The 22277-nt window shown below is 70.1% G+C and carries 22 protein-coding genes; 8 read left to right on the forward strand and 14 right to left on the reverse strand.

Translation table 11 applies throughout. From position 1 onward, the window contains the following. Positions 1 to 85: 85 nt before the first annotated feature. Positions 86 to 754 carry a potassium channel family protein gene (locus tag NE236_RS32505; protein WP_252846035.1) on the forward strand — a complete coding sequence of 223 codons (669 nt, stop codon included), beginning with the start codon at positions 86 to 88 and terminating at the stop codon, positions 752 to 754. Next, on the forward strand, positions 754 to 1413 hold the full coding sequence (locus tag NE236_RS32510; RefSeq protein ID WP_252846036.1) for a potassium channel family protein: 660 nt from the start codon (positions 754 to 756) through the stop codon (positions 1411 to 1413). The genes NE236_RS32505 and NE236_RS32510 overlap by 1 nt, the downstream gene beginning before the upstream one ends. 75 nt (positions 1414 to 1488) lie before the next feature. Here the strand turns inward: NE236_RS32510 and NE236_RS32515 are convergent, their stop codons facing one another. From NE236_RS32515 to NE236_RS32540, 6 genes are all read right to left on the reverse strand, one after another. Beyond that, the gene (locus NE236_RS32515) at positions 1489 to 2244 is read right to left on the reverse strand and encodes a DUF3159 domain-containing protein (RefSeq protein ID WP_252846037.1); all 756 of its coding nucleotides are present in this window, start codon (positions 2242 to 2244) and stop codon (positions 1489 to 1491) included. Further along, the gene (locus NE236_RS32520) at positions 2241 to 2648 is read right to left on the reverse strand and encodes an OB-fold nucleic acid binding domain-containing protein (protein WP_252846038.1); all 408 of its coding nucleotides are present in this window, start codon (positions 2646 to 2648) and stop codon (positions 2241 to 2243) included. Before NE236_RS32520 ends, NE236_RS32515 begins: the two co-directional genes overlap by 4 nt. 55 nt (positions 2649 to 2703) lie before the next feature. Next, entirely contained in the window at positions 2704 to 4692 is a 1989-nt protein-coding gene (locus NE236_RS32525; protein WP_252846039.1) for an APC family permease, read from the reverse strand. Positions 4693 to 4980: 288 nt separating this feature from the next. Further along, positions 4981 to 5445: a nuclear transport factor 2 family protein gene (locus NE236_RS32530; RefSeq protein WP_252846040.1), complete on the reverse strand. Its 465-nt coding sequence runs from the start codon at positions 5443 to 5445 to the stop codon at positions 4981 to 4983. 335 nt (positions 5446 to 5780) lie between these two features. After that, the gene (locus tag NE236_RS32535; RefSeq protein ID WP_252846041.1) at positions 5781 to 6179 is read right to left on the reverse strand and encodes a nuclear transport factor 2 family protein; all 399 of its coding nucleotides are present in this window, start codon (positions 6177 to 6179) and stop codon (positions 5781 to 5783) included. A 252-nt stretch (positions 6180 to 6431) separates the two neighbouring features. Then, positions 6432 to 7181, reverse strand: a complete 750-nt coding sequence (locus NE236_RS32540; RefSeq protein ID WP_252846042.1) for an SDR family NAD(P)-dependent oxidoreductase — start codon at positions 7179 to 7181, stop codon at positions 6432 to 6434. A gap of 157 nt (positions 7182 to 7338) precedes the next feature. On the opposite strand from NE236_RS32540, the gene NE236_RS32545 reads away from it, so the two are divergent. After that, entirely contained in the window at positions 7339 to 7962 is a 624-nt protein-coding gene (locus tag NE236_RS32545) for a TetR/AcrR family transcriptional regulator (protein WP_252846043.1), read from the forward strand. 264 nt (positions 7963 to 8226) lie between these two features. Here the strand turns inward: NE236_RS32545 and NE236_RS32550 are convergent, their stop codons facing one another. From NE236_RS32550 to NE236_RS32560, 3 genes are all read right to left on the reverse strand, one after another. Further along, positions 8227 to 8901 (reverse strand): response regulator, encoded by a 675-nt coding sequence (locus NE236_RS32550; protein ID WP_252846044.1) that lies wholly within the window; start codon positions 8899 to 8901, stop codon positions 8227 to 8229. Then, positions 8898 to 11429, reverse strand: coding sequence for a DUF4118 domain-containing protein (locus NE236_RS32555; RefSeq protein ID WP_308209181.1), 2532 nt, complete (start codon positions 11427 to 11429; stop codon positions 8898 to 8900). The genes NE236_RS32550 and NE236_RS32555 overlap by 4 nt, the downstream gene beginning before the upstream one ends. Before the next feature lie 159 nt (positions 11430 to 11588). Beyond that, entirely contained in the window at positions 11589 to 12479 is an 891-nt protein-coding gene (locus NE236_RS32560; RefSeq protein ID WP_252846045.1) for a LysR substrate-binding domain-containing protein, read from the reverse strand. A 71-nt stretch (positions 12480 to 12550) separates the two neighbouring features. Here NE236_RS32560 and NE236_RS32565 point away from each other — a divergent pair, with 71 nt between their 5' ends. The 4 genes from NE236_RS32565 (at position 12551) to NE236_RS32580 (ending at position 16654) form a co-directional block, all read left to right on the forward strand. Then, positions 12551 to 13696, forward strand: coding sequence for a YeiH family protein (locus NE236_RS32565; protein ID WP_252846046.1), 1146 nt, complete (start codon positions 12551 to 12553; stop codon positions 13694 to 13696). Between the two features lie 173 nt (positions 13697 to 13869). Continuing rightward, entirely contained in the window at positions 13870 to 15321 is a 1452-nt protein-coding gene (locus tag NE236_RS32570) for a GlnX family signal transduction membrane protein (protein ID WP_252846047.1), read from the forward strand. Between the two features lie 141 nt (positions 15322 to 15462). Further along, positions 15463 to 15753 (forward strand): hypothetical protein, encoded by a 291-nt coding sequence (locus NE236_RS32575; RefSeq protein WP_252846048.1) that lies wholly within the window; start codon positions 15463 to 15465, stop codon positions 15751 to 15753. Between the two features lie 106 nt (positions 15754 to 15859). Beyond that, on the forward strand, positions 15860 to 16654 hold the full coding sequence (locus NE236_RS32580; RefSeq protein ID WP_252846049.1) for a hypothetical protein: 795 nt from the start codon (positions 15860 to 15862) through the stop codon (positions 16652 to 16654). A gap of 16 nt (positions 16655 to 16670) precedes the next feature. On the opposite strand, the gene NE236_RS32585 is transcribed toward NE236_RS32580, so the two are convergent. The 4 genes from NE236_RS32585 to NE236_RS32600 all read right to left on the reverse strand — a co-directional run bounded on the left by NE236_RS32585 (position 16671) and on the right by NE236_RS32600 (position 19113). Further along, a complete protein-coding gene (locus tag NE236_RS32585) occupies positions 16671 to 17123 on the reverse strand; it encodes a YbaB/EbfC family nucleoid-associated protein (protein ID WP_252846050.1) in 453 nt (150 codons plus the stop codon). Positions 17124 to 17194: 71 nt separating this feature from the next. Beyond that, positions 17195 to 18520: a diaminopimelate decarboxylase gene (lysA, locus tag NE236_RS32590; RefSeq protein ID WP_252846051.1), complete on the reverse strand. Its 1326-nt coding sequence runs from the start codon at positions 18518 to 18520 to the stop codon at positions 17195 to 17197. Between the two features lie 12 nt (positions 18521 to 18532). Next, positions 18533 to 18793, reverse strand: a complete 261-nt coding sequence (locus tag NE236_RS32595; RefSeq protein ID WP_252846052.1) for an Lrp/AsnC ligand binding domain-containing protein — start codon at positions 18791 to 18793, stop codon at positions 18533 to 18535. Further along, positions 18790 to 19113, reverse strand: coding sequence for an SAV_915 family protein (locus tag NE236_RS32600; RefSeq protein ID WP_252846053.1), 324 nt, complete (start codon positions 19111 to 19113; stop codon positions 18790 to 18792). Before NE236_RS32600 ends, NE236_RS32595 begins: the two co-directional genes overlap by 4 nt. A gap of 412 nt (positions 19114 to 19525) precedes the next feature. Between NE236_RS32600 and NE236_RS32605 the strand changes: the two genes are divergently transcribed. Next, positions 19526 to 20272: a DUF4118 domain-containing protein gene (locus NE236_RS32605; protein ID WP_252846054.1), complete on the forward strand. Its 747-nt coding sequence runs from the start codon at positions 19526 to 19528 to the stop codon at positions 20270 to 20272. A 159-nt stretch (positions 20273 to 20431) separates the two neighbouring features. Here NE236_RS32605 and NE236_RS32610 read toward each other — a convergent pair whose 3' ends face one another. Further along, positions 20432 to 22267, reverse strand: a complete 1836-nt coding sequence (locus tag NE236_RS32610) for an APC family permease (protein ID WP_252846055.1) — start codon at positions 22265 to 22267, stop codon at positions 20432 to 20434. Positions 22268 to 22277: the final 10 nt, after the last annotated feature.

Consider the following 22277-nt stretch of genomic DNA (forward strand, 5'->3'; position numbering starts at 1 on the left):
AAGTGCTCTGCACACCCCTGCCTGTGTAGGTTTCATCAGGTCAAGCGGAGCCAAGCGGACGGCACCGGCGCCGGGAAGGACGACCGTGCATATCGTGATCATGGGCTGCGGGCGAGTGGGGTCCACCCTCGCCCACATCCTGGAGGACAAAGGCCATACCGTGGCCATCATCGATCAGAGCCCCGAAGCCTTCCGCCGCCTGCGCGGTGGCTTCAAGGGGCGCCGGATCACCGGATTCGGGTTCGACCGCGACGTGCTCGTCGAGGCCGGGATCGAGCAGGCCTCCGCTTTCGTCGCCGTCAGCAGCGGCGACAACTCGAACATCATCTCGGCTCGCGTCGCCCGCGAGACCTTCGGCGTGGAGAACGTCGTCGCGCGCATCTACGACCCGCGGCGGGCAGAGGTCTACCAGCGGCTCGGCATCCCGACCGTGGCGACCGTCCGCTGGACCGCCGACCAGATGATCCGGCGACTGCTGCCCGAGGGCGTGTCGTCGCTGTGGCGCGATCCGACCGGCGAGGTCGTGCTGGCCGAGGTGCAGACGGATCCCAAGTGGATCGGCGCCAAGGTCTCGGCGCTGGAGGAGGCCGCCAAGACGCGCGTCGCCTACCTGTCCCGCATGGGCGAGGCGCTGGTGCCCACCGGCGACACCGTCATCCAGGACGGCGACGTCGTCCACGTGATGGCGCCCTCCGGCGACCTCGCACGTATCAACGACGCCGTGTCCCAGCGGCCCGATCAGAAGGTGGAGTAATGCGGGTCGCCATCGCCGGAGCGGGCGCCGTCGGCCGCTCGATCGCCCAGGAGCTCCTGGAGAACGGCCACGAGGTCCTGCTCATCGACAAGAACCCCCGGTCGATCAAGGTGGAGGCGGTGCCGCGCGCCGAGTGGCTGCTCGCCGACGCGTGCGAGATCGCCTCGCTCGACGACGCCGGGCTGGAGCGCTGCCACGTCGTCGTGGCGGCGACCGGCGACGACAAGGTCAACCTCGTCGTCTCCCTGCTGGCCAAGACCGAGTACGGCGTGCCCCGCGTCGTCGCCCGGATCAACCACCCGAAGAACGAATGGCTCTTCAACGAGTCCTGGGGCGTCGACGTCGCGGTCTCGACGCCGCGCCTGCTGTCCGCGCTGGTCGAGGAGGCGGTCAGCGTCGGCGACCTGGTCCGGCTGATGACCTTCCGGCAGGGCGAGGCGAACCTCGTCGAGCTGACCCTGCCCGAGGACGCCCCCCTGGCCGGTCAGCTGGTCGGCTCGGTGGCCTGGCCGCGCGACACCGCGCTGGTGGCGATCCTGAGGGAGGGCCGGGTGCTGGTGCCGAGCCCGGACGACACCCTCGAGGCCGGTGACGAGCTGATGTTCGTCGCCAGCCAGGACGTCGAGGACGAGCTCGGCGACCTGCTGTCGGCGCACTGATCGAGTGCACCACCGGAGGCTCCCTGGCGGCGGACGGGCCGCCCGCCAGGCGGCTCCGGAGAGAACCCCGCCGGGTCAGGACTCCGGCGCGCCCGTGGCCGTCTCCATCGGCGTACGGCCACGGGCCAGCAGCCAGGCCATGGCGGCCAGCGCCGCGACCTGCAGCGGCCAGCCCATCACGACCTTGGCCGCGCCGAGCCAGCCGACGTGCCCGGCCAGGTAGAGGGGATATTGCACCGCCACCCGCACCAGGCACGGGAGCAGCAGCAGCCAGGTGAGCCGGGAGCAGAGCCGGACGATCTCGCGGTCGCGGTGCCAGGCGGTGGGATCGCCGGTGACCGAGCCGATGAGAAAACCGACGACCGGCCAGCGCACGATGATCGACAGGAGCATCGCGGCGGCGTAGGCCGCGTTGTAGAGGATGCCGGGCAGGAAGGCGTCGGCGGCCTTGCCGGAGCGCAGCGCGAAGAACGCCGCGATGGCGATGCCGAAGATGCTGTTGAGCACGAACTGGACGGTCGAGCGCTGCGCGAGCCGCACGACCAGCAGCACGACGGCGAGGCCGCCCCCGATGCCGAGGGACAGCTGAAGCTTGTGGGTGACGATCCAGGAGACGGTGAAGCCGATCGTCGGGATCGCGGCCTCGACCACGCCGCGCGGGCCGCCGAGCGCCTTGGTGAGCTGTTTGCGCACCGCTTCCTCGACGGTGTCGTACGCGGCCCGCTGGGTCTCGGCCGAGGTCTCGGCGGCGGGCCCGTCCTCGACCTGCGCGGAGTCCTCGGCCTGCCGGACCTCGGAGTCCGTGGTCTCCGGGCGACGCCGCTCGGTCATGATCCTCCCCGCAGTTCGTACCGGGGGTTGAACATCACCTTGCGGCCGTCCTGGACGCTCACCAGGCCCTCCGCCCGCACCAGCCGACCGGGCTCGATCCCGGCGATGCGCCGCCGGCCGAGCCAGACCAGGCTGATCACGTCGGAGCCGTCGTAGAGCTCGGCCTCCAGGGAGGGCGCCCCACCGCGCGGTCGCAGAGTCACGGTACGTAGCGTACCCGCTACACAGGCGCGGCGGCGTGCGGCGCACGCCTTGATCGGGGTGGCCCCCTCCTCGCCGGTGGTCTTCTGCAGCTCTTCCGCCTCGAGCTCCGCCTTGCTCGACGTCAGGCGGCGCAGGAAGCCGCGCAGACCCCGAGCGCCTTGTGCGCTCTCCTGCGCCGTTCCGGCCGGCACTTCGTCCATGATTCGCAAGCGTAAGCCATCGCCTGACGAAACAAACCACCACGTAAGGGTTAAATCATGCCGCACCGGGGCGAACCCTCGTACGGCCCGCGAATTCGGCGCCTTCCCCTTGCCGTGCGAGCGCCGCCTCGGCCGAGCCCAGCTGCCACGGGACGCTCGTCACCATCACGCCGGTCCGGAACAGCAGGCGCGCCTTCAGCCGGAAGGCGCTCTGGTTGTGCAGGAGGTGCTCCCACCAGCGACCGACGACGTACTCGGGGATGAAGACGCAGACGACGTCGCGAGGGCTCCTGAGGCGGATCCGGGTCACGTAGTCGAGCACCGGCCCGGTGATGTCACGGTAGGGCGAGTCGAGGATCGTCAGCGGCACGGGGATGTCACGCTCGGCCCACGCGCGCTCGAGCCGGTCGGCCTCCTCCTGGCTCGTCGCCACGCTCAGCGCGGTCAGCGTGTTCGGCCTCGTCGCGCGGGCGAAGGCCACCGCCCGCAGGGTCGGCGTGTGCACCTTGGAGACGAGCACCACGGCGTGGATGCGGCTGGGCAGCGGCACGCCGTCATCCCCCGGCTCGAGTTCGGCCGCGACCCGCCGGTAGTGCCGTTGGATCCCCTTCATCATCAGGAACACCAGCGGCATCGTCACCACGACGATCCACGCTCCGTGCATGAACTTCGTCAGCAGCACGATCACGAGGACCAGGCCCGTGAGGAGCGCCCCCACGAGGTTGATGGCCCGGGACCGGTGGATGGAACGCCGGGCCGCCGGGTCGGTGAGCCGGCGCAGCTCGTCGCCCCAGTGTCTGACCATGCCGCTCTGACTAAGGGTGAAGGAGACGAACACGCCGATGATGTAGAGCTGGATGAGCCTCGTGGTGCTGGCGTCGAACGCCCAGACCAGCGCGCCGGCCAGCAGGGACAGGATCACGATGCCGTTGCTGAACACCAGCCGGTCGCCGCGCCGCGCGAACTGCCGGGGCAGATACCCGTCGCCGCCCAGAATGGAGGCCAGGATCGGGAAGCCGTTGAACGCGGTGTTGGCGGCCAGGACGAGGATCGCCGCGGTGAACGCCTGCGCCAGGAAGAAGAACACCGAGCCGTGCCCGAACACCGCCGCGCCGAGCTGGGCGATGACCGTCTTCTGCTCATACCCCTGCGGCGCGCCCACGAGCTGGGCCGGATTGTCGGCGATGTGCACGTGCGCGGCGAGCGCGAGGACCGTGATGCCGCCGAACATGGTGACGGCCAGGAGACCCATGATCGTCAAAGTGGTGGCGGCGTTCCGGCTCTTCGGCGGCTTGAAGTTCGGCACGCCGTTGCTCACCGCCTCGACTCCGGTCAGCGCCGTGCATCCCTGGGCGAAGGCGCGCAGGGCCAGCAGGACCGCCGCCGCCCCCATCGTGCTGTGCGTCGCGTGCACGCCGAAGGCCGCCGACTCGGCGGTCGGCCCGTGACCGGCCAGGACGCGCACGAGGCCGACGGCGAGCATGAGGAAGACGCTCGCCACGAAGCCGTACGTCGGGATCGCGAACGCCGTGCCCGACTCCCTCACCCCGCGCAGGTTCATCACGGCGAGCACCGCGATCAGCACCAGAGAGATCAGGACGGCGTGCCGGCCGAGCGCCGGGAACGCCGAGACGATGTTGGCGACGCCCGCCGCGACGGACACCGCCACGGTCAGCACGTAGTCGATCAGCAGCGCGCTCGCCGCCACCAGGGAGGCGTTCTCCCCGAGGTTGGCCCGGCTGACCGTGTACGCGCCGCCGCCGTTGGGATAGGCGTGACAGGTCTGCCGGTACGACGCGGTGACCACGAGAAGCAGGAACACGACGCCCGCCCCCACCCACCAGGACAGGTAGAACATCGCCAGGCCGCCGAGGCTGAGCGCGAGGAGGATCTCCTCCGTCGCGTACGCGACGGAGGAGAGGGGGTCGCTGCAGAAGACGGGGAGGGCCAGCTTCTTGGGCAGCAGCGTCTCCCCCATCTGCCCGGTCCGGAGCGGCCGGCCGACGAGGAAACGCTTGGGCATCTGCAAAACGGCTTGCTTCACGATTGCCAGCAAACCGCCCGGGGTCCGGTGAATCCGCCTTTCCTAACGCCGCCCTAACGCCGCCACTCTGCTTCTTAACGCGTCCTTAACGCCGGTCGCACCAGATTCACCCCGGACGGGGCGACCCGCCTCGACCACAACGAGGTCAGCAGCAGCGCGTCGCCGTCGCCCGCGCGCTGGTGACGGCGATCGGCGTGGCCGAACTACGCCTGACAAACCCCCGGCTGGGCGAGGTAGACGCGCAGGTAGCCGGTCTCGTTCTCGTACGCCGGATGGATGTTCGGCCGGTCAGAAGCCGAAATGGCTTAGTTCCGGATGGTCATCGGGCCGGCGCCCGAGCGACCAATGATATTTGCGGTCCGATTCCTTGATGGGAAGGTCATTGATGCTTGCGTGCCTCGCGATCATCAGTCCTTGCTCATCGAATTCCCAATTCTCATTGCCGTAGGAGCGGAACCAGTTTCCGGAGTCATCGCGAGACTCGTAGGCGAAGCGCACGGCGATGCGGTTGCCGTCAAAGGACCAAAGCTCCTTGATGAGCCGATACTCGAGTTCCCTCGTCCATTTGCGCGCGAGAAACGCGATGATCTCGTCGCGTCCGTCGATGAACTCCGAACGGTTCCTCCAATGGCAGTCCGGCGTGTAAGCCAAAGCCACTCTTTCGGGGTCCCGAGTGTTCCAGGCGTCTTCCGCCAGGCGAACCTTCTGGATGGCGGTGTCGCGAGTGAACGGAGGGAGTGGAGGACGTTCCATAAGGTTCTCTCCTGGGGCGCGTTTTATGCGCACGAACATACCACGCGCGTTGGCAGTTCGGCTGCCAATGCGACCCTGCGACTCCGGTGTTCGGATTGAATTTACCATCTCTTTCCTACGCTATGATGTTCACTGAATTCTGGACACTTCGTTAACGTAAACGCTCAGGCGATCTTTGGGGTGGCGCATCCCGCACGTCGTGCCAGCTCGCGCGCCGGAGCTCCGCCACGCAGGACGTCGATGCGCGCCCAAGGGCAGGTCCTGCGCCCAGGACGAGGACGTGAAGCCGGCCTCGGCCGCAGTGGTGAAACAGCCCTCGGCCAAAGCCTGGCCCGTCAGGCGGAGAACGCCTCGGCCACCTTGAGCGTGTCCTCGTATAGATACATCTTGACGATCTTGTCGCCGGCCACTTGAAGATGCATGGCCACGGGCATGGAGAACGCCCGGCCGTTGCTCTTCACGACACGTGAGAACCGCCCCAGCATGACCGCATGATCACCGTCAACGAGAAGCGCCTCGACTTCGTCGATGTTCTTCTCGAGCACGAACTGCGACCCCAGCGTTCGCAGGTAGTCGGATACCTCACCACGCTTGGAACGCCGTCCGGTCCAGGGCAGTGATGCCGACCCGGGAACGTACCAGTCGATCTCGTCTGCGAAGACCTCTGCGACCTTGTCCGGGTCCCCGCCCGCCAGCAGACCGAAGAATTTTTCGGCAATGTCACGCGTAGCCATGATCAAAAAACCTTCCAATATAGGAACCCGCGGATGTTATTCCCGGTCGACAGCCCAAACCACACGACCCGCCGGGTGGTACAGCCCGGGCCAACACGGGTCGGCGGAGGGACACTCCGACAGCTCTGGGAAAATATGCCCGCTTCGGCCGGGCCACGCCGCTTCGACTGATGGCGGGTCGTTGGATACGTCGCCGGTGCCTGTCGGCCGCGGTGTGTCCGCCTCGGGACGGGCACACCGGGGCGATGGTGTTCAGATCTGGTTCATGCCGCCGTCGACGTGCAGGTCGGTGCCGGTGATGAAGCTGCTCTGGTCGGAGGCGAGGAACAGCACCGCGTCGGCGACCTCGTCCGGGCGGCCCATCCGTCCCAGCGGCACCTGACCGGCCAGGAACTGCTTCAGCTGCCCGGCCTGCTGCTCGTCGGGCGCCAGCCCTGCGATGCCGGGAGTGTCGATCGGGCCGGGCGTGACAGCGTTGACGCGTACGCCGCGCCCCTTGAGTTCATTGGCCCAGGTGCGGGCGAAGGAACGTACGGCTGCCTTGGACGCGGCGTAGACACCGAACGCCTCAGTGCCGGTGGTGGAGGTGGTGGAGGCGGTCAGGATGACCGACGCACCGTCATTGAGCAGCGGCAGCACCTTCTGCACGGTGAACAGCATGCCTTTGACGTTGATGTCGAAGGTCTGATCGAAGTGCTCCTCGGTGACCTGCTCCAGCGTCGCGAACGAGCCCCCGCCGGCGTTGGCGAACAGCACGTCCACCCGCCGCCCCTGCCCGCGCACCGTCTCGTAGAGGCGATCCAGATCCGCCGGTGCCGACACGTCGCCCTGGATGCCGGTCACATTGGCGCCGATGGCCTCGACTGCCTCATCCAGTTCCGGCTTGCGCCGGCCGGTGATGAACACGTGCGCGCCTTCCGCCGCCAGGCGCTTGGCGGCGGCCAGGCCGATACCGGTGGTTCCGCCGGTCACCACCGCAGTCCTGCCTTCGAGCTGTCCCATGTGACTTCCTCTCCTCATCCCGGACCTCCATGGCCGCGCATTGAGTGATTCCGGGGCTACCTGCCGAAATTTCAGTACCTATCGGTACCGAAACGAACACTAGCACGTCGCGAGTCGCTTATGTACCGGGCGATACACATTTGGCTATACTGGGGGCATGGACCGCGCGCAGCGATCGGGGATGGGCAGGCCACGTGGCTTCGATGCCGACGAGGCACTGGAGCGCGCGCTGCAGGTCTTCTGGCGGCAGGGCTATGAGGGCGCCACGCTGACCGACCTGACCAACGCCATGGGCATCACCCGCACCAGCATGTACGCGGCTTACGGCAACAAGGAGGCCCTGTTCCGTAAGGCACTGGAGCGCTACACCGAGGGACCGGCGAGCTACATGGCCAGGGCTCTGGAGAAGCCGACCGCGCGAGCCGTGGCCGAGTACCTCCTCAACGGCGCGGTCCAGGCCACGACCAGGCCGGACTGCCCTGCGGGCTGCCTGGGAGTACAGGGCGCACTGGCCACCGGCGAGCCAGGACAGGCAGCCCATGACGCGCTCGTGACCTGGCGCAGGAGCGGCGAGGACGCCATCTGCGAACGCTTCGCCCGCGCTCGGGACGAGGGCGACCTCCCCGCCGACAGCGACCCCGCGCGCCTTGCCCGCTATATCGCCACCCTCGCCTACGGAATCTCCGTCCAGGCCGCCACCGGCGTCCCCCGCGAGGGCCTTCGCCAGATCATCGACACCGCCCTGCAGACCTGGCCCAAGAGCCGACCGGAGCCTTCGTAAGCGGTCCGAGCCGGCGCCGGTGGCAGGCCCGCGACCAGGAGCAAGCCCGGCCTCAAGCGCTTCTGTTGATCGCCGTCTCACGACTGTCTGCTGCGGTCGACACCGGCACGTACTCCGTCATGCGGCGAAAGGTCAGACGGGTCTGCTCTCCTCCCCGCGTGGACCGCAATGCCTCATGCTTCGCGCGTGATCCCTGGCGGTCGCTGCGCTCTCTCTATGCGCAACGGTCACCATTGATCATGGAAACAGGCACCTCTGGATGTGTCAGCGTTCGAAGCGGTAGCCCATGCCGGGCTCGGTGATGAGGTGGCGGGGGCGGGAGGGGTCCTTCTCCAGTTTGCGGCGCAGCTGGGCGAGGTAGACGCGCAGGTAGCCGGTCTCGTTCTCGTACGACGGGCCCCAGACCTCGCGCAGCAGCTGCTGCTGACTGACCAGGCGTCCCGTGTTGCGCACGAGCACCTCCAGGACGTGCCACTCGGTCGGGGTGAGGCGGACGTCGGCGCCGTCGCGGCCGACCTTCTTGGCGGCCAGGTCGACGGTGAAGTCGTCGGTGACGATGACGGCGTCCTCTTCGGGCGGGGCGGCGCGGCGTACGGCGGCGCGCAGCCGGGCCAGCAGCTCGTCCATGCCGAACGGCTTGGTCACGTAGTCGTCGGCGCCCACGTCGAGCGTCTCGACCTTCTCCTCGGAGGCGTGCCGCGCGGACAGCACGATGATCGGCACGCTCGTCCAGCCGCGCAGGCCCTTGATCACCTCGGCGCCCTCCATGTCGGGCAGGCCTAGGTCGAGGATGATGACGTCGGGGTGGCGGCGGGCGGCCAGGTCGAGGGCGGTGCGCCCGTCGGGCGCGGCGTCGACGTCGTAGCCGCGGGCCCGCAGGTTGATGCGGAGCGCGCGGACGATCTGCGGCTCATCGTCGACGACGAGTACTCGTGTCACGTCTCCCCCTTTCCTGCCCGTACCGTACGGCCCGTCCCGGTCGGCAGTGAGAACACCATGGTCAGTCCGCCGCCGGGAGTGTCCTCGGCGCGGAGGTCGCCGCCGATGGCCTCGGCAAAGCCGCGCGCGACCGCGAGGCCCAGGCCGACCCCGCTGCCGCGCGGCCGGTCGCCGAGCCGCTGGAACGGTTCGAACATCCGGAGTTTGGCGGAGTCGGGGACGCCCGGCCCCCGGTCGGCGATCCGCAGCTCCACCATGCCGCCGTGCTCGCTCGCGGTGACCCGGACCGGCTCGGGGCCCCCGTGCCGCACCGCATTCTCGATGACATTGGCCAGGGACCGTTCCAGGAGGCCTGGGTCGGCGACGACCGGCGGCAGGTCCTCCGGAACCTCCACCTTGACCTGATCGCCCGGTACGTTCACGAGCGCCGGCTGGATCACCTCGTCGAGCGAGACGGTACGGGCAAGCGGGTTGACGACGCCGGTCTGCAGGCGGCTCATATCGAGCAGGTTGGCGACCAGGCCGTCGAGGCGGTCCGCGGATTCATCGATCGTGGCCAGCAGCTCGGCCTCGTCCTCAGGGTCCCAGCGCACGTCCGGGGAGCGGAGACTGCTCACGCCGGCCTTGATCGACGCGAGGGGCGTCCGCAGGTCGTGGGAGACGGCGGCGAGCAGCGCCGTACGGATCCGGTTACCCTCGGCGAGCCGCCGGGCCTCCTTGGCCTCCTCGGCCAGCCGCTGGCGGTCGAGGGCGGCCGCCGCCTGGTAGGCGAAGGCGGCCAGGACGCGACGGTCGGCGGCCGGCAGCACCCGGCCGTCCAGCGCGAGTGTCAGGGTGTCGCTGACCTGCACGGTGACGTCCGCGTCACCGGGCCGCGCGCAGGTCCCCGGGCCGACCGACGCAACGGGCGCCCAGTCGTCGCCGGTGCGTTCGAGCAGCGTCACCGAGGACAGCCCGAACGTCTCCCTGACGCGCTCGAGCAGCTCGGGCAGGGCGTCCTCGCCGCGCAGCACGCTCGTCGCGAGCATGCTGAGCGTGGTCGCCTCCGCGCGCGCCTGCGCCGCCTGGGAACTGCGCCGCGCCGCGAGGTCCACGACGGTGGAGACGGCGACGGCCACGGTCACGAACACCACGAGGGCCATGGCGTTCTCCAGCTCGGCCACGGTGAGGGTGTGCAGCGGGGGCGTGAAGAACCAGTTGACGAGCAGGAACCCGGCGACGGCGGCGACGATCGCGGGCCACAGCCCGCCGACGAGCGCCACGCCGACGGTCAGCGCGAGGAAGAACAGCAGCTCCGTGGGGAGCCCGAAGTGCCGCCCGCCCGCCGACAGCAGCGCGGTCATCGCCGGCGGGCCGAGCAGCGCGAGCAGCCAGCCGGCCGTCCGCCGTCCGCGGCCCAGCGACGTGGGCGGGACGGCCGCCCGTCCCCTGCCCTTGCCGGCGTAGTCGTGGGTGACGATGTGCACGTCCACGTCGCCGGACAGGCGGGCGACGGTCGCGCCGACGCCCGGCCCGAAGACGTACTGCGAGCGGCTCCGCCGGCTCGACCCGAGGACGATCTGCGTGGCGTTCACGGCGCGGGCGAACTCGATGAGGGCCTTGGGCACGTCGCCGCCGGTGACCTGGTGGTAGGAGCCGCCGAGGCTCTCCACGAGGGCGCGCTGGCGGGCGAGTGCCTCCGGTGACCCGTCGGCGAGGCCCTCTCCCCGGGCGACGTGCACGGCCACGAGGTCGGCCCGGCCGGCACGGGCGGCGATGCGGGCGGCGCGGCGGATCAGCGTGTCGCCCTCCGGGCCGCCGGTGAGCGCGACGACGATCCGTTCCCGCGCCTCCCAGGTGTCGGTGATGCCCTTCTCGTCGCGGTAGCGGGCGAGCGCGTCGTCAACGCGGTCGGCGACCCAGAGCAGGGCCAGCTCGCGCAGCGCGGTGAGGTTGCCGACGCGGAAGTAGTTGGACAGCGCCGCGTCGATCTTCTCCGGCTCGTAGACGTTGCCGTGGGCGAGGCGGCGGCGCAGCGACTCCGGTGCCATGTCGACCAGCTCGATCTGGTCGGCGCGCCGGACGACCTCATCGGGCACGGTCTCGCGGGGCCGTACCCCCGTGATGCGCTCGACGACGTCGGCGAGCGACTCGAGGTGCTGGACGTTGACGGTGGTGACGACGTCGATGCCCGCGTCGAGGAGCTCCTCGACGTCCCGCCACCGCTTGTCGTTGCGGGACCCGGGAATGTTGGTGTGCGCGAGCTCGTCGACCAGCGCCACCTCTGGGTGGCGGGCGAGGATCGCGTCGACGTCCATCTCGGTGAAGACCCGGTCGCGGTGGGCGAACTCGCGGACCGGCACCGTCTCCAGGCCGTCGAGCAGCGCCGTGGTGCGCGCCCGGCCGTACGTCTCGACGTAGCCCACGACGAGATCGACGCCGCGCTCGACCCGCCGGTGGGCCTCGTCGAGCATGGCGTACGTCTTGCCGACCCCCGGCGCGGCACCGAAGTAGATCTTGAGTCTGCCTCGCGTTGTTATCTGATTCACCCCCTTCCTGAATTGTGTCCCCGTTGACGGTATTCGAGACGGACGGCCCGGTCCGCAGGCAGTCAACACCCGAAAATGCCCATTTCCGGCGTCCTTGACGACCTCGTGGCAACGCCCGGCACCGCCTTAACGCGGTTCTAACGCCCGCCAGGGCACGGCTCACGAGCGGGCGACGCGCAGGAGGTGGAGGGCGGGCTCGGGAAGTTCGCGGCCGCGCGGCCACACCGCCCGCAGCACCCGGTCGAGCCGCAGCTCGCTGGGTACCTCGACGAGCCGCCCCGCCGCGATCTCATCCGCGACGACGAGGGCGCTGAGCACGGCCGGTGCCGTGCCCGCGACGGCGGCGGCGCGCAGCGGGGCGGTCGCGCCGAGTTCGAGGGCGGGCTCGGCCGGTCCCCCGTACGACGCCAGCGCGGCCTCGAACGTCTCGCGGGTGCCCGACCCGGCCTCCCGCACGAGCAGCGGTGTGTTCGCCAGCTCGACGGGGCGCAGCGGCCGGCGCTTGCGCGCCCACGGGTGCCCCGGCACGACGACGACCACGAGACGGTCCCGGCCGACGGCGCGGCTGTGCAGGTCGCGCGGTGCGCCACGCCCCTCGATGAAGCCCAGGTCCGCCTCGTCCGCCCGCAGCCGCTCGATGACGTGGGTGCTGTTGGCGACGTTCAACTCGACGTGGACGCCGGGCGCCGCCTCGCGCAGCGCCACGAGCCAGCCGGGGACGAGGTGCTCGGCGATGGTGAGGCTGGCCGACACCCGGAGGCGATCCTCCTGGCGGGAGCGCAGCGCGGCGACGCCCTCGATGAGCGCGTTCGCCTGGACGAGGACGGCACGCGCCCAGTCGGTGACCACCGCCCCGGCCGAGGTCAACCGGGAGCCGCTGGTCGAGCGCACGAGGAGCCGCACGCCCAGTCGCCGCTCCAGCGTGCTCATCCGGGCGCTGGCCGAGGGCTGGCTGATGCCCTGCCGGGCCGCGGCCTGGCCCAGGCTGCCGGTCTCGGCGACGGCCACCAGCAGCTCCAGCGCCTCCAGGTCGGGCAGCCGTGTGCTCATAGATGAACCCTATGACCTGACAGGGAAATGCCTGCTACTGAGAGGGCCGCGCGGGGCCGATGCTGGAATTCATGTCGATCTCCACGCCGCACCGCCCCGCAGCCGGCGCGGGGGACGCTCCGCTCGACCACCTCGGGCGCCGTTCCCCCGACGGGCGGGCCGAGCCGGTCGGCGGCGCGGTGTCACCGCACGCGCCGGCCGCCGGACCGCCCCCGCTCCGGCGTGGGCGGGCGCTGGCGCCGGGCATCACCGCCAGTGCCCTCGCCGTGGCGGCGGCGTACGCCGTGCACCAGGTGGCCGGCGCGGTGCCGATGCTCACCGCGGCGCTCATCCTCGGCGTGCTCGCCGCCAACCTCGGGCTGCTGCCCGCGGCGACGCGACCGGGCCTGCGCTTCGCCGCGACCAGGTTCATGCGCTTGGGAGTGGTGCTGCTGGGGCTGCAGGTGTCGTTCGGCGACATCCTCGCCCTGGGCGCGCGGACGATCGTCATGGTGGTGACGGTGCTCATGGTGACGTTCGCCGGCACGCGGTGGCTGGGCCGCCGGCTGGGCCTGTCCGACCGCCTCTCCCTCCTCGTGGCGGCCGGCTTCTCGATCTGCGGCGCGTCGGCCGTCGCGGCGGTGGACGGCGCGCTCGGCACCCGTCCCGGCGATCCCGAGACGGAACGCGAGACCGCCACCGCCGTCGGCCTCGTCACGCTGTGCGGCAGCCTGGCCATCGCCGTGCTGCCGCCCGTCGCCCGCCTGCTGGGCCTGTCGCCGTACGACGCGGGCCGCTGGATCGGGGCCAGCGTGCACGACGTCGGCCAGGTCGTCGCCACGGCCGCCATCGCGGGTTCGGCGGCACTCGTCCCGGCGGTCGCGGTGAAGCTGGTCCGGGTGGTCATGCTCGCGCCGATCACGGCCGGGGTCGCGCTGCGCACCCGCCGGGGCGCCCGCGCCGGCGGGCGAGGCCGGCCCGCGGTGCTGCCGCTGTTCGTGGTCGGATTCCTGGCGACGATGGCGCTCCGCTCGGCGGTGACGGTCCCGCCGGGCGCCCTGTCCGCGGCGACCGCCGTACGCGACGTGCTGTTCGCGGCCGCCCTGTTCGGCCTCGGCGGCGCTGTACGCCTGCGGGAGCTCGCCCGTACCGGCCACCGCGCCCTCCTGCTCGGGCTGAGCTCCTGGGTGCTGATCGCCGGCATCTCGTACGCGGGCGTCCTGCTCACCTCCAGGTAAAGGGACCTCGACCACGCTCTCTCGAAGTCCCGGGAACACCGGAACCGGATGCGACCGCGGACCGGTGCGCTAAGGGAGCGTTAAGAAATCGGTCGCCGACGGCACCGGCGCGTTAAGACGAGACCGGCAGGAAACGCCCGGCACGAAGATCGCTTCGTATTCGCATGACAGGCATGACGGGCGATGAGGCGATGAGCGTGGTGATCTCCGGCGGCTCGGCCGTGCGCCGCCGGTCCCGGGCGACGACACCGCAGCGGATCTGGGCGCTGACCATCGCGGTGGCGGTCCTCGCCGTGGTCCTGGCCGCCGTGGTCGCGCAGGGGGTCACGGGGGTACGCGGGGGCCTGCGGGACATCGGGCATCGCTCCGGTCCGCAGGTGGTCGCGACGTCGGACGCCTACTTCGCGCTGAACGACATGGACGCCCAGGTCGCCAACGTGCTGCTGGTCGGCGACCAGCGGAATCTCGGCGTCGGCCGGGACAAGGCGCTGGGCATCTACGAGCAGCGTCGCCGGCAGGCCGACGCGGACCTGCAGCAGGCCGCTGCCGTCGGCGCCGGAGATCCCGCGGCGCAGCGGGCGATCCGCACGGTGCTGGACGCCCTCGGCAGGTACGAGGCCCTGACCGCCCAGGCCATCCTCGTGGACGGCGACTCCCACCACGCGGCGGGCCGGCCGTCGCCGACCGCGGTGGGGCTGTACCGGCAGGCCACCGATCTGCTCAAGAATCGGCTGCTGCCCGCCGCGGCCGGCCTGACAGAGGCGAACTCCGGCGCACTGGAACACGCCTACGAGGCGAAGCACGCGCAAGCGGTGCGGACCGCGGTCTTTGCCGCGCTGACCGGCGCCGCCTTGATCGGCGTGCTGATCGGGCTGCAGATCATGCTCACCCGTCGCTTCCGGCGGCGATTCAATCCGTTCCTGCTGCTCGCCACCCTGGTCACCGGAATGATGCTGGTCGCGGGGGCGAGCACGCTCACTGGCGGGGCCGGACATCTACGGACCGCGAAGAAGGACGCCTTCGACTCTGTTCTGGCACTCTCGCAGGCCCGCGCGGTCGGGTATGACGCCAATGCCGACGAGAGCCGTTACCTGGTCGACCCCTCGCGCCGGCCGGAATACGAACGGGCGTTCCTGGCCAAGACACAGCAACTCGCGGCGCTGCCCTCGGCGACCGCGCTGGCCGGCTACCCGACCGCGCTGCGCCAGGGGTGGAACGCCTACGACGCCGATCACACGGACATCCGATGGGGCGGGTACCTGGGGACCGAGTTCCACAACATCACCTTTCCCGGTGAACGGAACCTCGCCGAGCGGACGCTGCAAGCGTTCCTCACCTATCAGCAGGACGATCCGACGATGCGGGTGCTGGCCCGCCAGGGCAGACTCCACGACGCGGTCCGGTTCGACACGGCCTACACGCCCGGCAACTCCAACTACGACTTCGACCAGTACGACAAGAACCTGACCGCACTGATCGACCTCAACCGGTCCCACTTCACCACGTCGATCCAGGCCGGAGAGAAAGACCTGAGCAACTGGAGCCTCATCCCCTGGGCGGCCGCGCTCGGCGTGGTGTTCCTCGCGTTCGCCGGCGTACGCCCGCGCCTGGCCGAATACCGGTGATGCATTAATTTCACGGATTCTTAGCGCCACACGCCGCACTCCGGGACACACAATTGCAATATTATTTACCTCGTCTCATTTCGAGGTGAATCAGGGGGTTGCACCGTGAGTCCGGATCCGAATTCGGGGAGTGGGTACGACGTGGTCGCCGGGCCGGAACGGCTTTGTCGGCTCGGCCGGGACCTGGAACGCAACGCCGGCCCCTATTTCGAGCATGCGTCGGGCGATATCCCTGCGGTTCGGGGCACCGAACAGGGCCTGTTCACCTCGACCTGCTACGAGTTCGCGGTGGCCTATGTCGAGGCGGTCGAGTTCATGGCGGAGGAGCTCAGGACGAAACGGAGGCACCTGGCAAAGATCAACCAGAGGCTCTGCCTGTCGGGGGCCGCCTGGGCGACCGCCGAGGACAAGAGCACCATCAGGTCGATATGACAGGGAACGGGGGGAGTCGCCGGTGAGTACGAGTTCACTGGCCGCCGGGAGCGCGCTGAGCGCCGTCACGGTCGCGGCCTTCGTCATTCCCGCGGCATGGCCGCTGGTGGCCGAGATGTTCGAGGACCAGTGCGATCCGGAGGCGATTCTCGATACCGCGAAGAAGTGGTGGGGCATACGCGATGACCTCAGCGATGCGAGGAACACCGTGCGCAGCACGGTCGCCGGGCTCACGCCCGAGGAATGGACGGGCGAAGACCGAGCCGCCTTCGAGCGCAAGATGGGAGACTACGAGGCGCAGATCGTATTCGAGATGACCATGGCGACGGTCGTCGCAGTGGCCATGTTCATCCTCGCGGCGATGCTCTTGATCCTCATCGCGCTCATGGTGATCATCGCTGCCGTCATGGTCTGGAACATGGCGTACGTTCTCTTGGCGATGGCCGGCCTGTTCACCGTCGCCGCCGCCGAGGCGGCGGCGTCTCAGACCGCCGTGACGTGCTTCACCTACCTGGACCGGCTCGACACCGTCGAAGAGCGGATCGCCAAGGGGCTCGCCGGCCTCGTCGGCGCGGTCATGGCCGTGGATGTCGGCGGACAGCTGTTCAAGGGCAACGACAAGGTGCTGGGCGACCTCCTGCACGGCGCTCTCGACAGTGCCGACAACATTCTGTCCGGGACCCTCTCCCGCCTGGAACGCGATCTCGACAAAGCGCTCATGAACGGCGGCACGTGGCCCTTCAAGAAGCTCGGCTTCACGCCCCGCGCGTTCCCGCGAACGGCGGGAGCATGGGGTAATGCGACGACGTGGGCCGGAGACCTGTCCTCGACCGGCGGGAATATCAGTGGCAATCTCCGCAGTCGAGTCGGCGACTACGACGACGGTCAATGGAATCGATGACTCGATGTCGGGCGGCTCAGCGCTCGACGCCGCGGCGTAGCCGGTCCACGAGGGTCAGCATCTCCTGTCCGGTGGACTCGACGACCTCGGACATTCCCCGCAGCGCGCGCCGCATCGCCTCTGGATCCGGCTTGGCCGCCTCAGACTCGAAGCCGGCGCCGAACAGCTCACGGGCCGCGTCCTGCTTTCGCCCTGCGAGGTCGCGCATGGCCTGCCGCGTGAGCTCCCGGATGGTCGCGGCCAGTTCTTCCGAACCGATCCTCATCGCGCGCGGGTCGATATGCAGCTCCGACAGCCCTTCGTCGGGAGAGAACGAAAGTCGTATCCTGCCGTCGGCGGTCTCGGCGTGTCCGACCAGACCGGAAACCCGGCGCTGCAGTTCAGCCGCTTTCGACGCCTGCTCCTGAGCCTGGTCGGCCAGGCCGGCGATGTCCAGGCCGAACACTTTGCCCACGTCGGGCAGTTCCACAACGCCTCCCGTTCATTTCATGTGGTCATGTGATGTGCGCCGTCGACGCCCTGTCGGCCGGCGCCTCACTCTCAGCCGACGTCGCGGAGAAGGAGGTCCGTCTCGGTCTCGCGGCGAATCAGCAGGCGGCTCTCTCCGGCCCGCACGCAGACAACGGGTGGCCTGGGGACCAGGTTGTAGTTGGAGGCCATGGAGTGGTGGTAGGCGCCGGTGGAGGCGCTGGCGAGCAGGTCTCCCGGGCGCAGGTCCGCCGGTAGCTCCGCGTCCTCGACGAGCACGTCGCCCGCCTCGCAGTGCCGTCCGGCGACGGTGACGGATCGGTACCCTGGAGCGGCGTGCCGGCCGACCAGCCGTATCGAGTAGCGGGCGCCGTACAGGCTCGGCCGCGGATTGTCGCTCATGCCGCCGTTGACGGTGACGAAGACACGGCCGGTCGCCGTGTGCTTGATCCCGAGGACCCGGTAGAGCGTGACGCCGGCGCGGGCGCTGATGGCACGGCCCGGTTCGAGGGTGACCCGTGGCATGGGGAGCCGGTGGGAGTCGCAGGCCGACCGGAGCGCGGCGATCAGGGGTTCGGCCAGGGTGCGCGGGTCGAGGCCGTGTTCGCCCTGCAGGTACGGTACGGCGAAGCCGCCGCCCAGATCGAGGTGGGGCAGTGCCAGGCCGTGTTCGTCCCGTACGGCCGCGAGCAGGTCCACCATCGTGCGGGCGGCCTGCTGGTACGCGGTGATGCCGGTGATCTGTGATCCGATGTGGCAGTGCAGGCCGGTCAGGACGAGTGCGGGCTGGGCGAGGACCCGGCGCACGGCTTCGGCGGCAGCGCCGGACGCCAGGGAGAAGCCGAATTTCTGCTCCTCGCCGCCGGTCGCCACTGCCGGGTGGGTGTTCCCGTCCACACCGGGGGTCACACGGATCAGCACCCGCTGGGCGGGCCCGTCCCTGTCGGCGAGGGCGGCCAGCCGGGTGATCTCGGAGGGACAGTCGACGACGATGCGGCTCACGCCGTAGGACAGGGCGGCTCGCAGGTCCTCAGGGGTCTTGCCGTTGCCGTGCATGAGGATCCGCTCCGCCGGGAACCGCACCGATCGCGCCACGGCGAGTTCACCGGCCGAGCAGACGTCGAGGGCGAGTCCTTCCTCGGCGATCCACCGCGCCATGGCGCGGCACAGGAATGCCTTGCCGGCGTAGGCGATCTCGGCGTCGGGGAACGCGCGGCGGAAGTCCCGGCAGCGCTGCCGTACGTCGAGTTCGTCCATGACATGGACCGGGCTGCCGTATCGCTCGGCGAGGTCGCTCAGCCGCACGCCGCCGACCATGACGTCGCCGTCCGGGGTGGCCCGTGCCGTCGCCGGCCAGATCGCGTGGTCGAGCGTGTTCCGTTCCCGGGTCAGAACCATGGGAGTCCCCTCCTAAAGAATTTCGCGCAGCAGCAGGCAGGTGTTGGTCTGCTCGGCGCCCTGGTGGCGCAGGGCGCGCAGTTCGGTGTTGAGCTCGTCGAGACTCGCGGTGGTGAGGCGGATCTCGTAGTCGCAGTCGCCGCTGAGCGACCAGACCCCGCGTACGGCCGGCCGGTCGCGCAGCCATGTCTCGAATGATTCCGGCGGCACCTGATCCGCCATGCGGACCCGGACGATGGCGATCATCGCTACGGCCTGCAGCCGGGCGGTCATCGTTCCACCGCCTGCGCCGTCGCCGGCCTGGGGACGTTCCGCACCGGCGTCGGCCGGTTGACGTCGGCGGCGACCAGCACCGGGTCGATCTGGATCCGGTCGACCCCCAGTGGGACCAGGAGACCGCGCAGAGCATGCTCGCTCAGCCGGATCCATTCCTGCGCCGGCCCCGAAGCGGCTCGCAGGGCCGCCAGGCCGGTGAAGGCCACCCCGACACGTGGGCCGACGGGAAGCCGCGCGGTCAACGGCGTCAGCGTGCCCGCCGAGGAACGGCGGACCGGAACGAACAGCGGACCAGGGGGCTCATCGAGCTCTTCCATGACCTTGTGCTTCCTTTCACAAGCGACCGACGAACTCACGGTAAGCCCAGGGAGAGGGGATATGAGGTCCCGCTACGGGATCCGCACATGGCGAATGTCATCCCTAACATCGCCTTAATGTCCGAATCCCAAGACAGGCCCGCTGCGAGGCGCGCATCAGGAGCGGGCCGGACGGCGGGGCGAGACGTCCAGGACGCGCGCGGGCCGGTGCGCAGATCTGCCGATCCGTCACTCGGCTCCCACGAAAACGATGCGCACCACGTGTCCGCCGGCCTGGGGCGATGCCGGTGGCCGCGGCCCGCCCCACCCCCGTGGGGAGTCACTCGCCCACCAGGCGAGGATCAACCAACACGGTCGAACACGACTAACGTTGGTTGACACGGCACTACACAGGAAAAGGGGGGTGTGACCGATGCCTCGTTACCTGACAAGCCCGGGTTGGGCGGTGGCCGCCGGATTGATCGCCCCGTTGCTCATCTCGGCGGCGCTACTGCCCGCCCGGTCGGGCCTGGCCAACACCGACGTGGCCCTCATCCTGGTCGTGGTCGTCGTCGCGGTGGCCGTGAGCGGAAACCGCGTGGCGGGCGCGGTGGCGGCGCTGTCTGCCGCCGTGTGGTTCGACTTCTTCTTCACCCGGCCGTACGAGCGCTTCACCATCGACAAGGCCGCCGACGTGAAGACGGCCGTGTTGCTGCTCGTGGTGGGGCTGGTGGTGTCGCAGCTGGCCGCCCGGGCCCGCCGCCTGCAGGTGATCGCCGTGACCGACGCCGACTACCTGTCCCGGATCCACGACGCCGCCGAGCTGACGCAGTCGGCCAGGTCGGCCGGTGCCGTGGTCGATCTCGTGAAGAAGCAGCTCACCGACCTGCTGAGCCTGCGTGACTGCCGGTTCGAGTACGGGTCTCTGCTCGGCCATCCACCGCGCCTGGAACAGGACGGCACGGTGACCGTCGGCCGCAGACACTGGGACGTCGAACGGCGGGGCCTCCCGGACGAGGAGATCGAGCTGCGGACCTTCGGCAATGGTCACTTCTACGGCCGGTTCATGCTCCGGCCCGCGCCCGGGGCCGCGCCGTCGTTGCAGGCCCGCCTCGTCGCGGTGACCCTCGCCGACCAGGCCGGGCGCGCGCTGGACACCGCCGAGCCGACCAGGGAATGACCGCCGCGGCGGCCGGCGCCGGGCATCGTTCAGGTCAACACGATGATCGAGGCGATCGCCCCGGCGTACAGGCCGGTCCAGCAGCCGATGAGCGGCCCGGAGAACCGGCCCGTGTGTGCGCCGGTGATGTTGCCCAGGGAGGCGAGTCGCGATCGCCGGTCAGGGCACGGCGTGTCGAGGATCGCCGATCGGAGTGAGGCGGAAGCGCAGCCGGCAGACGACCGCGTCGGTGTCGCGGCGCAGCGCGTGCGCGAGCACGGCCCCGCGCTGGTTCTGCAGGATCCGCTGCCAGGCGTGCGCCGGTTCGACCTCAGGGATCAGGACGAACACGTGCGATTCATCGACGCCGCGGACGTAGTCGACGATCGGTTCGACCAGGCGGCGGTGGGTGTCGTTGACCAGGGTCAGATTGACGTCCGGGGCCCAGCGTTCCCACGCCTCGATGAAGTTCTTGGTCTCTTCGGGCTCGTCAGGGTGGGTGACGCGCACGGCGACGACCCGGTCGCCGATGGACAGCGCGGCCGACATCGCCTCTTGGGTGAGCCGGTTGACCGCCCCGATGGGGACGATCACGAGGGCCCGACGGGGGCGCGGACGCGCGGGGACTCGGTTCATCTCGAGCCGCTCCCCGATGCGGTCGTAGGCGCGATGGATGGCCGCCATGAGCACGACCATCAGCGGCATCGTGGCGACGATCAGCCAGCCGCCCTCGCTGAACTTGGTGGCGGTCACGATGACCGCGGCGAGCGCGGTGAGCAGGGCGCCGAAGCCGTTCAGCACGGCACGCGGGCGCCACCCGGCGGGCCGCCCGGTCCACCAGTGCCGGACCATGCCCGCCTGCGACAAGGTGAAGCCGACGAAGACACCGATGGCGAACAACGGCACCAGCGTGTTCATGTTGCCGCCGGTGCCGATGAGCAGCAGGGCGGCGGTGGCGGTCAGGAAGGCGATGCCGTAGCGATGGACCTGCCGCTCGGCGCGCAGGGCGAACAGATGCGGCAGGTTGTTGTCCTTGGCCAGGAGCTGGGCGAGGACGGGCATACCACCGAATGAGGTGTTGGCGGCGAGGGCGAGGAGCAGCACCGTGGAGAACTGGACGACGTAGTACCCGATGCCGTGCCCGAGGGAGCCGGCGGTGACCTGGGACAGGATCGTGACGCCGTGGACCGGGTGGATGTGGAACCTCACGATGAGCGCGGCGATGCCGATCAGCATCAGGCCGAGGATCGCGCCGAGCGCGACCTCGGCGCGCTGGGCCCGTTTGACCCGGGGGCTGCGGAAGGTGGGCACCGCGTTGGCGATGGCCTCGACGCCCGTCAGCGCCGCGCATCCGTTGGCGAAGGCCCGCAGCAGCAACAGCACCCCGACGGTCTGCAGGGTGTGCGCCTGCGCGGTGGCGTGCTCGACCGACACGGGGTGGTCCCGGAACATCCCGACGACGATCACCGCGACGATGGAGAGGACGAAGACCGCGGTGGGCGCGATGAACAGACGGGCGCTGTGCGCGATGCCCCGCAGGTTCACCGCGGTGACCAGGGCGAGAGTCGCCAGGCACAGCCACACCGTGTACGGCAGCAGCGCGGGCACCGCCGAGGTGAGGGCCGCGACGCCCGCCGCGATCGACACCGCCACGTTCAGCACGTAGTCGACGACCAGGGAGGCGGCCGCCACCAGCGATGACCTGCGGCCGAGGTAGGTCTTTGCCACCCCGTACGCCCCGCCGCCCTCCGGGAAGGCCGCGATCACCTGCCGGTAGGACAGGGTGAGCACGCCCAGCAGCCCGGCGATGGCCAGGGTGACGGGGACGGTGTACCCGAGGCCGGCTCCACCCGCGACGGCCAGGACGATGACGATGGCCTCGGGGCCGTACGCGACGGACGCCATGGCGTCCAGCGACAGCGCGGCGAGCCCGCCGACGACCGACAACCGATGCCGGTCGTCCTCTCCCGAAGACCTGGGCCGGGGGCCGCGTGTGCGCTCGGACAGCAATGACATGGGAGAACCC

It is taken from the genome of Actinoallomurus purpureus (assembly GCF_024055795.1).
GTDB classification, from domain to species: Bacteria; Actinomycetota; Actinomycetes; order Streptosporangiales; family Streptosporangiaceae; genus Actinoallomurus; species Actinoallomurus purpureus.

Bases quoted from the DNA above. Each gene is read 5' to 3' on its own strand.
- NE236_RS32510 (WP_252846036.1), top strand. From the start codon at position 754: ATGCGGGTCGCCATCGCCGGAGCGGGCGCCGTCGGCCGCTCGATCGCC.
- NE236_RS32515 (WP_252846037.1), bottom strand. From the start codon at position 2,244: ATGACCGAGCGGCGTCGCCCGGAGACCACGGACTCCGAGGTCCGGCAG.
- NE236_RS32520 (WP_252846038.1), bottom strand. From the start codon at position 2,648: ATGGACGAAGTGCCGGCCGGAACGGCGCAGGAGAGCGCACAAGGCGCT.
- NE236_RS32530 (WP_252846040.1), bottom strand. From the start codon at position 5,445: ATGGAACGTCCTCCACTCCCTCCGTTCACTCGCGACACCGCCATCCAG.
- NE236_RS32535 (WP_252846041.1), bottom strand. From the start codon at position 6,179: ATGGCTACGCGTGACATTGCCGAAAAATTCTTCGGTCTGCTGGCGGGC.
- NE236_RS32540 (WP_252846042.1), bottom strand. From the start codon at position 7,181: ATGGGACAGCTCGAAGGCAGGACTGCGGTGGTGACCGGCGGAACCACC.
- NE236_RS32545 (WP_252846043.1), top strand. From the start codon at position 7,339: ATGGACCGCGCGCAGCGATCGGGGATGGGCAGGCCACGTGGCTTCGAT.
- NE236_RS32560 (WP_252846045.1), bottom strand. From the start codon at position 12,479: ATGAGCACACGGCTGCCCGACCTGGAGGCGCTGGAGCTGCTGGTGGCC.
- NE236_RS32565 (WP_252846046.1), top strand. From the start codon at position 12,551: ATGTCGATCTCCACGCCGCACCGCCCCGCAGCCGGCGCGGGGGACGCT.
- NE236_RS32570 (WP_252846047.1), top strand. From the start codon at position 13,870: ATGACGGGCGATGAGGCGATGAGCGTGGTGATCTCCGGCGGCTCGGCC.
- lysA (WP_252846051.1), bottom strand. From the start codon at position 18,520: ATGGTTCTGACCCGGGAACGGAACACGCTCGACCACGCGATCTGGCCG.
- NE236_RS32595 (WP_252846052.1), bottom strand. From the start codon at position 18,793: ATGACCGCCCGGCTGCAGGCCGTAGCGATGATCGCCATCGTCCGGGTC.
- NE236_RS32600 (WP_252846053.1), bottom strand. From the start codon at position 19,113: ATGGAAGAGCTCGATGAGCCCCCTGGTCCGCTGTTCGTTCCGGTCCGC.
- NE236_RS32605 (WP_252846054.1), top strand. From the start codon at position 19,526: ATGCCTCGTTACCTGACAAGCCCGGGTTGGGCGGTGGCCGCCGGATTG.
- NE236_RS32610 (WP_252846055.1), bottom strand. From the start codon at position 22,267: ATGTCATTGCTGTCCGAGCGCACACGCGGCCCCCGGCCCAGGTCTTCG.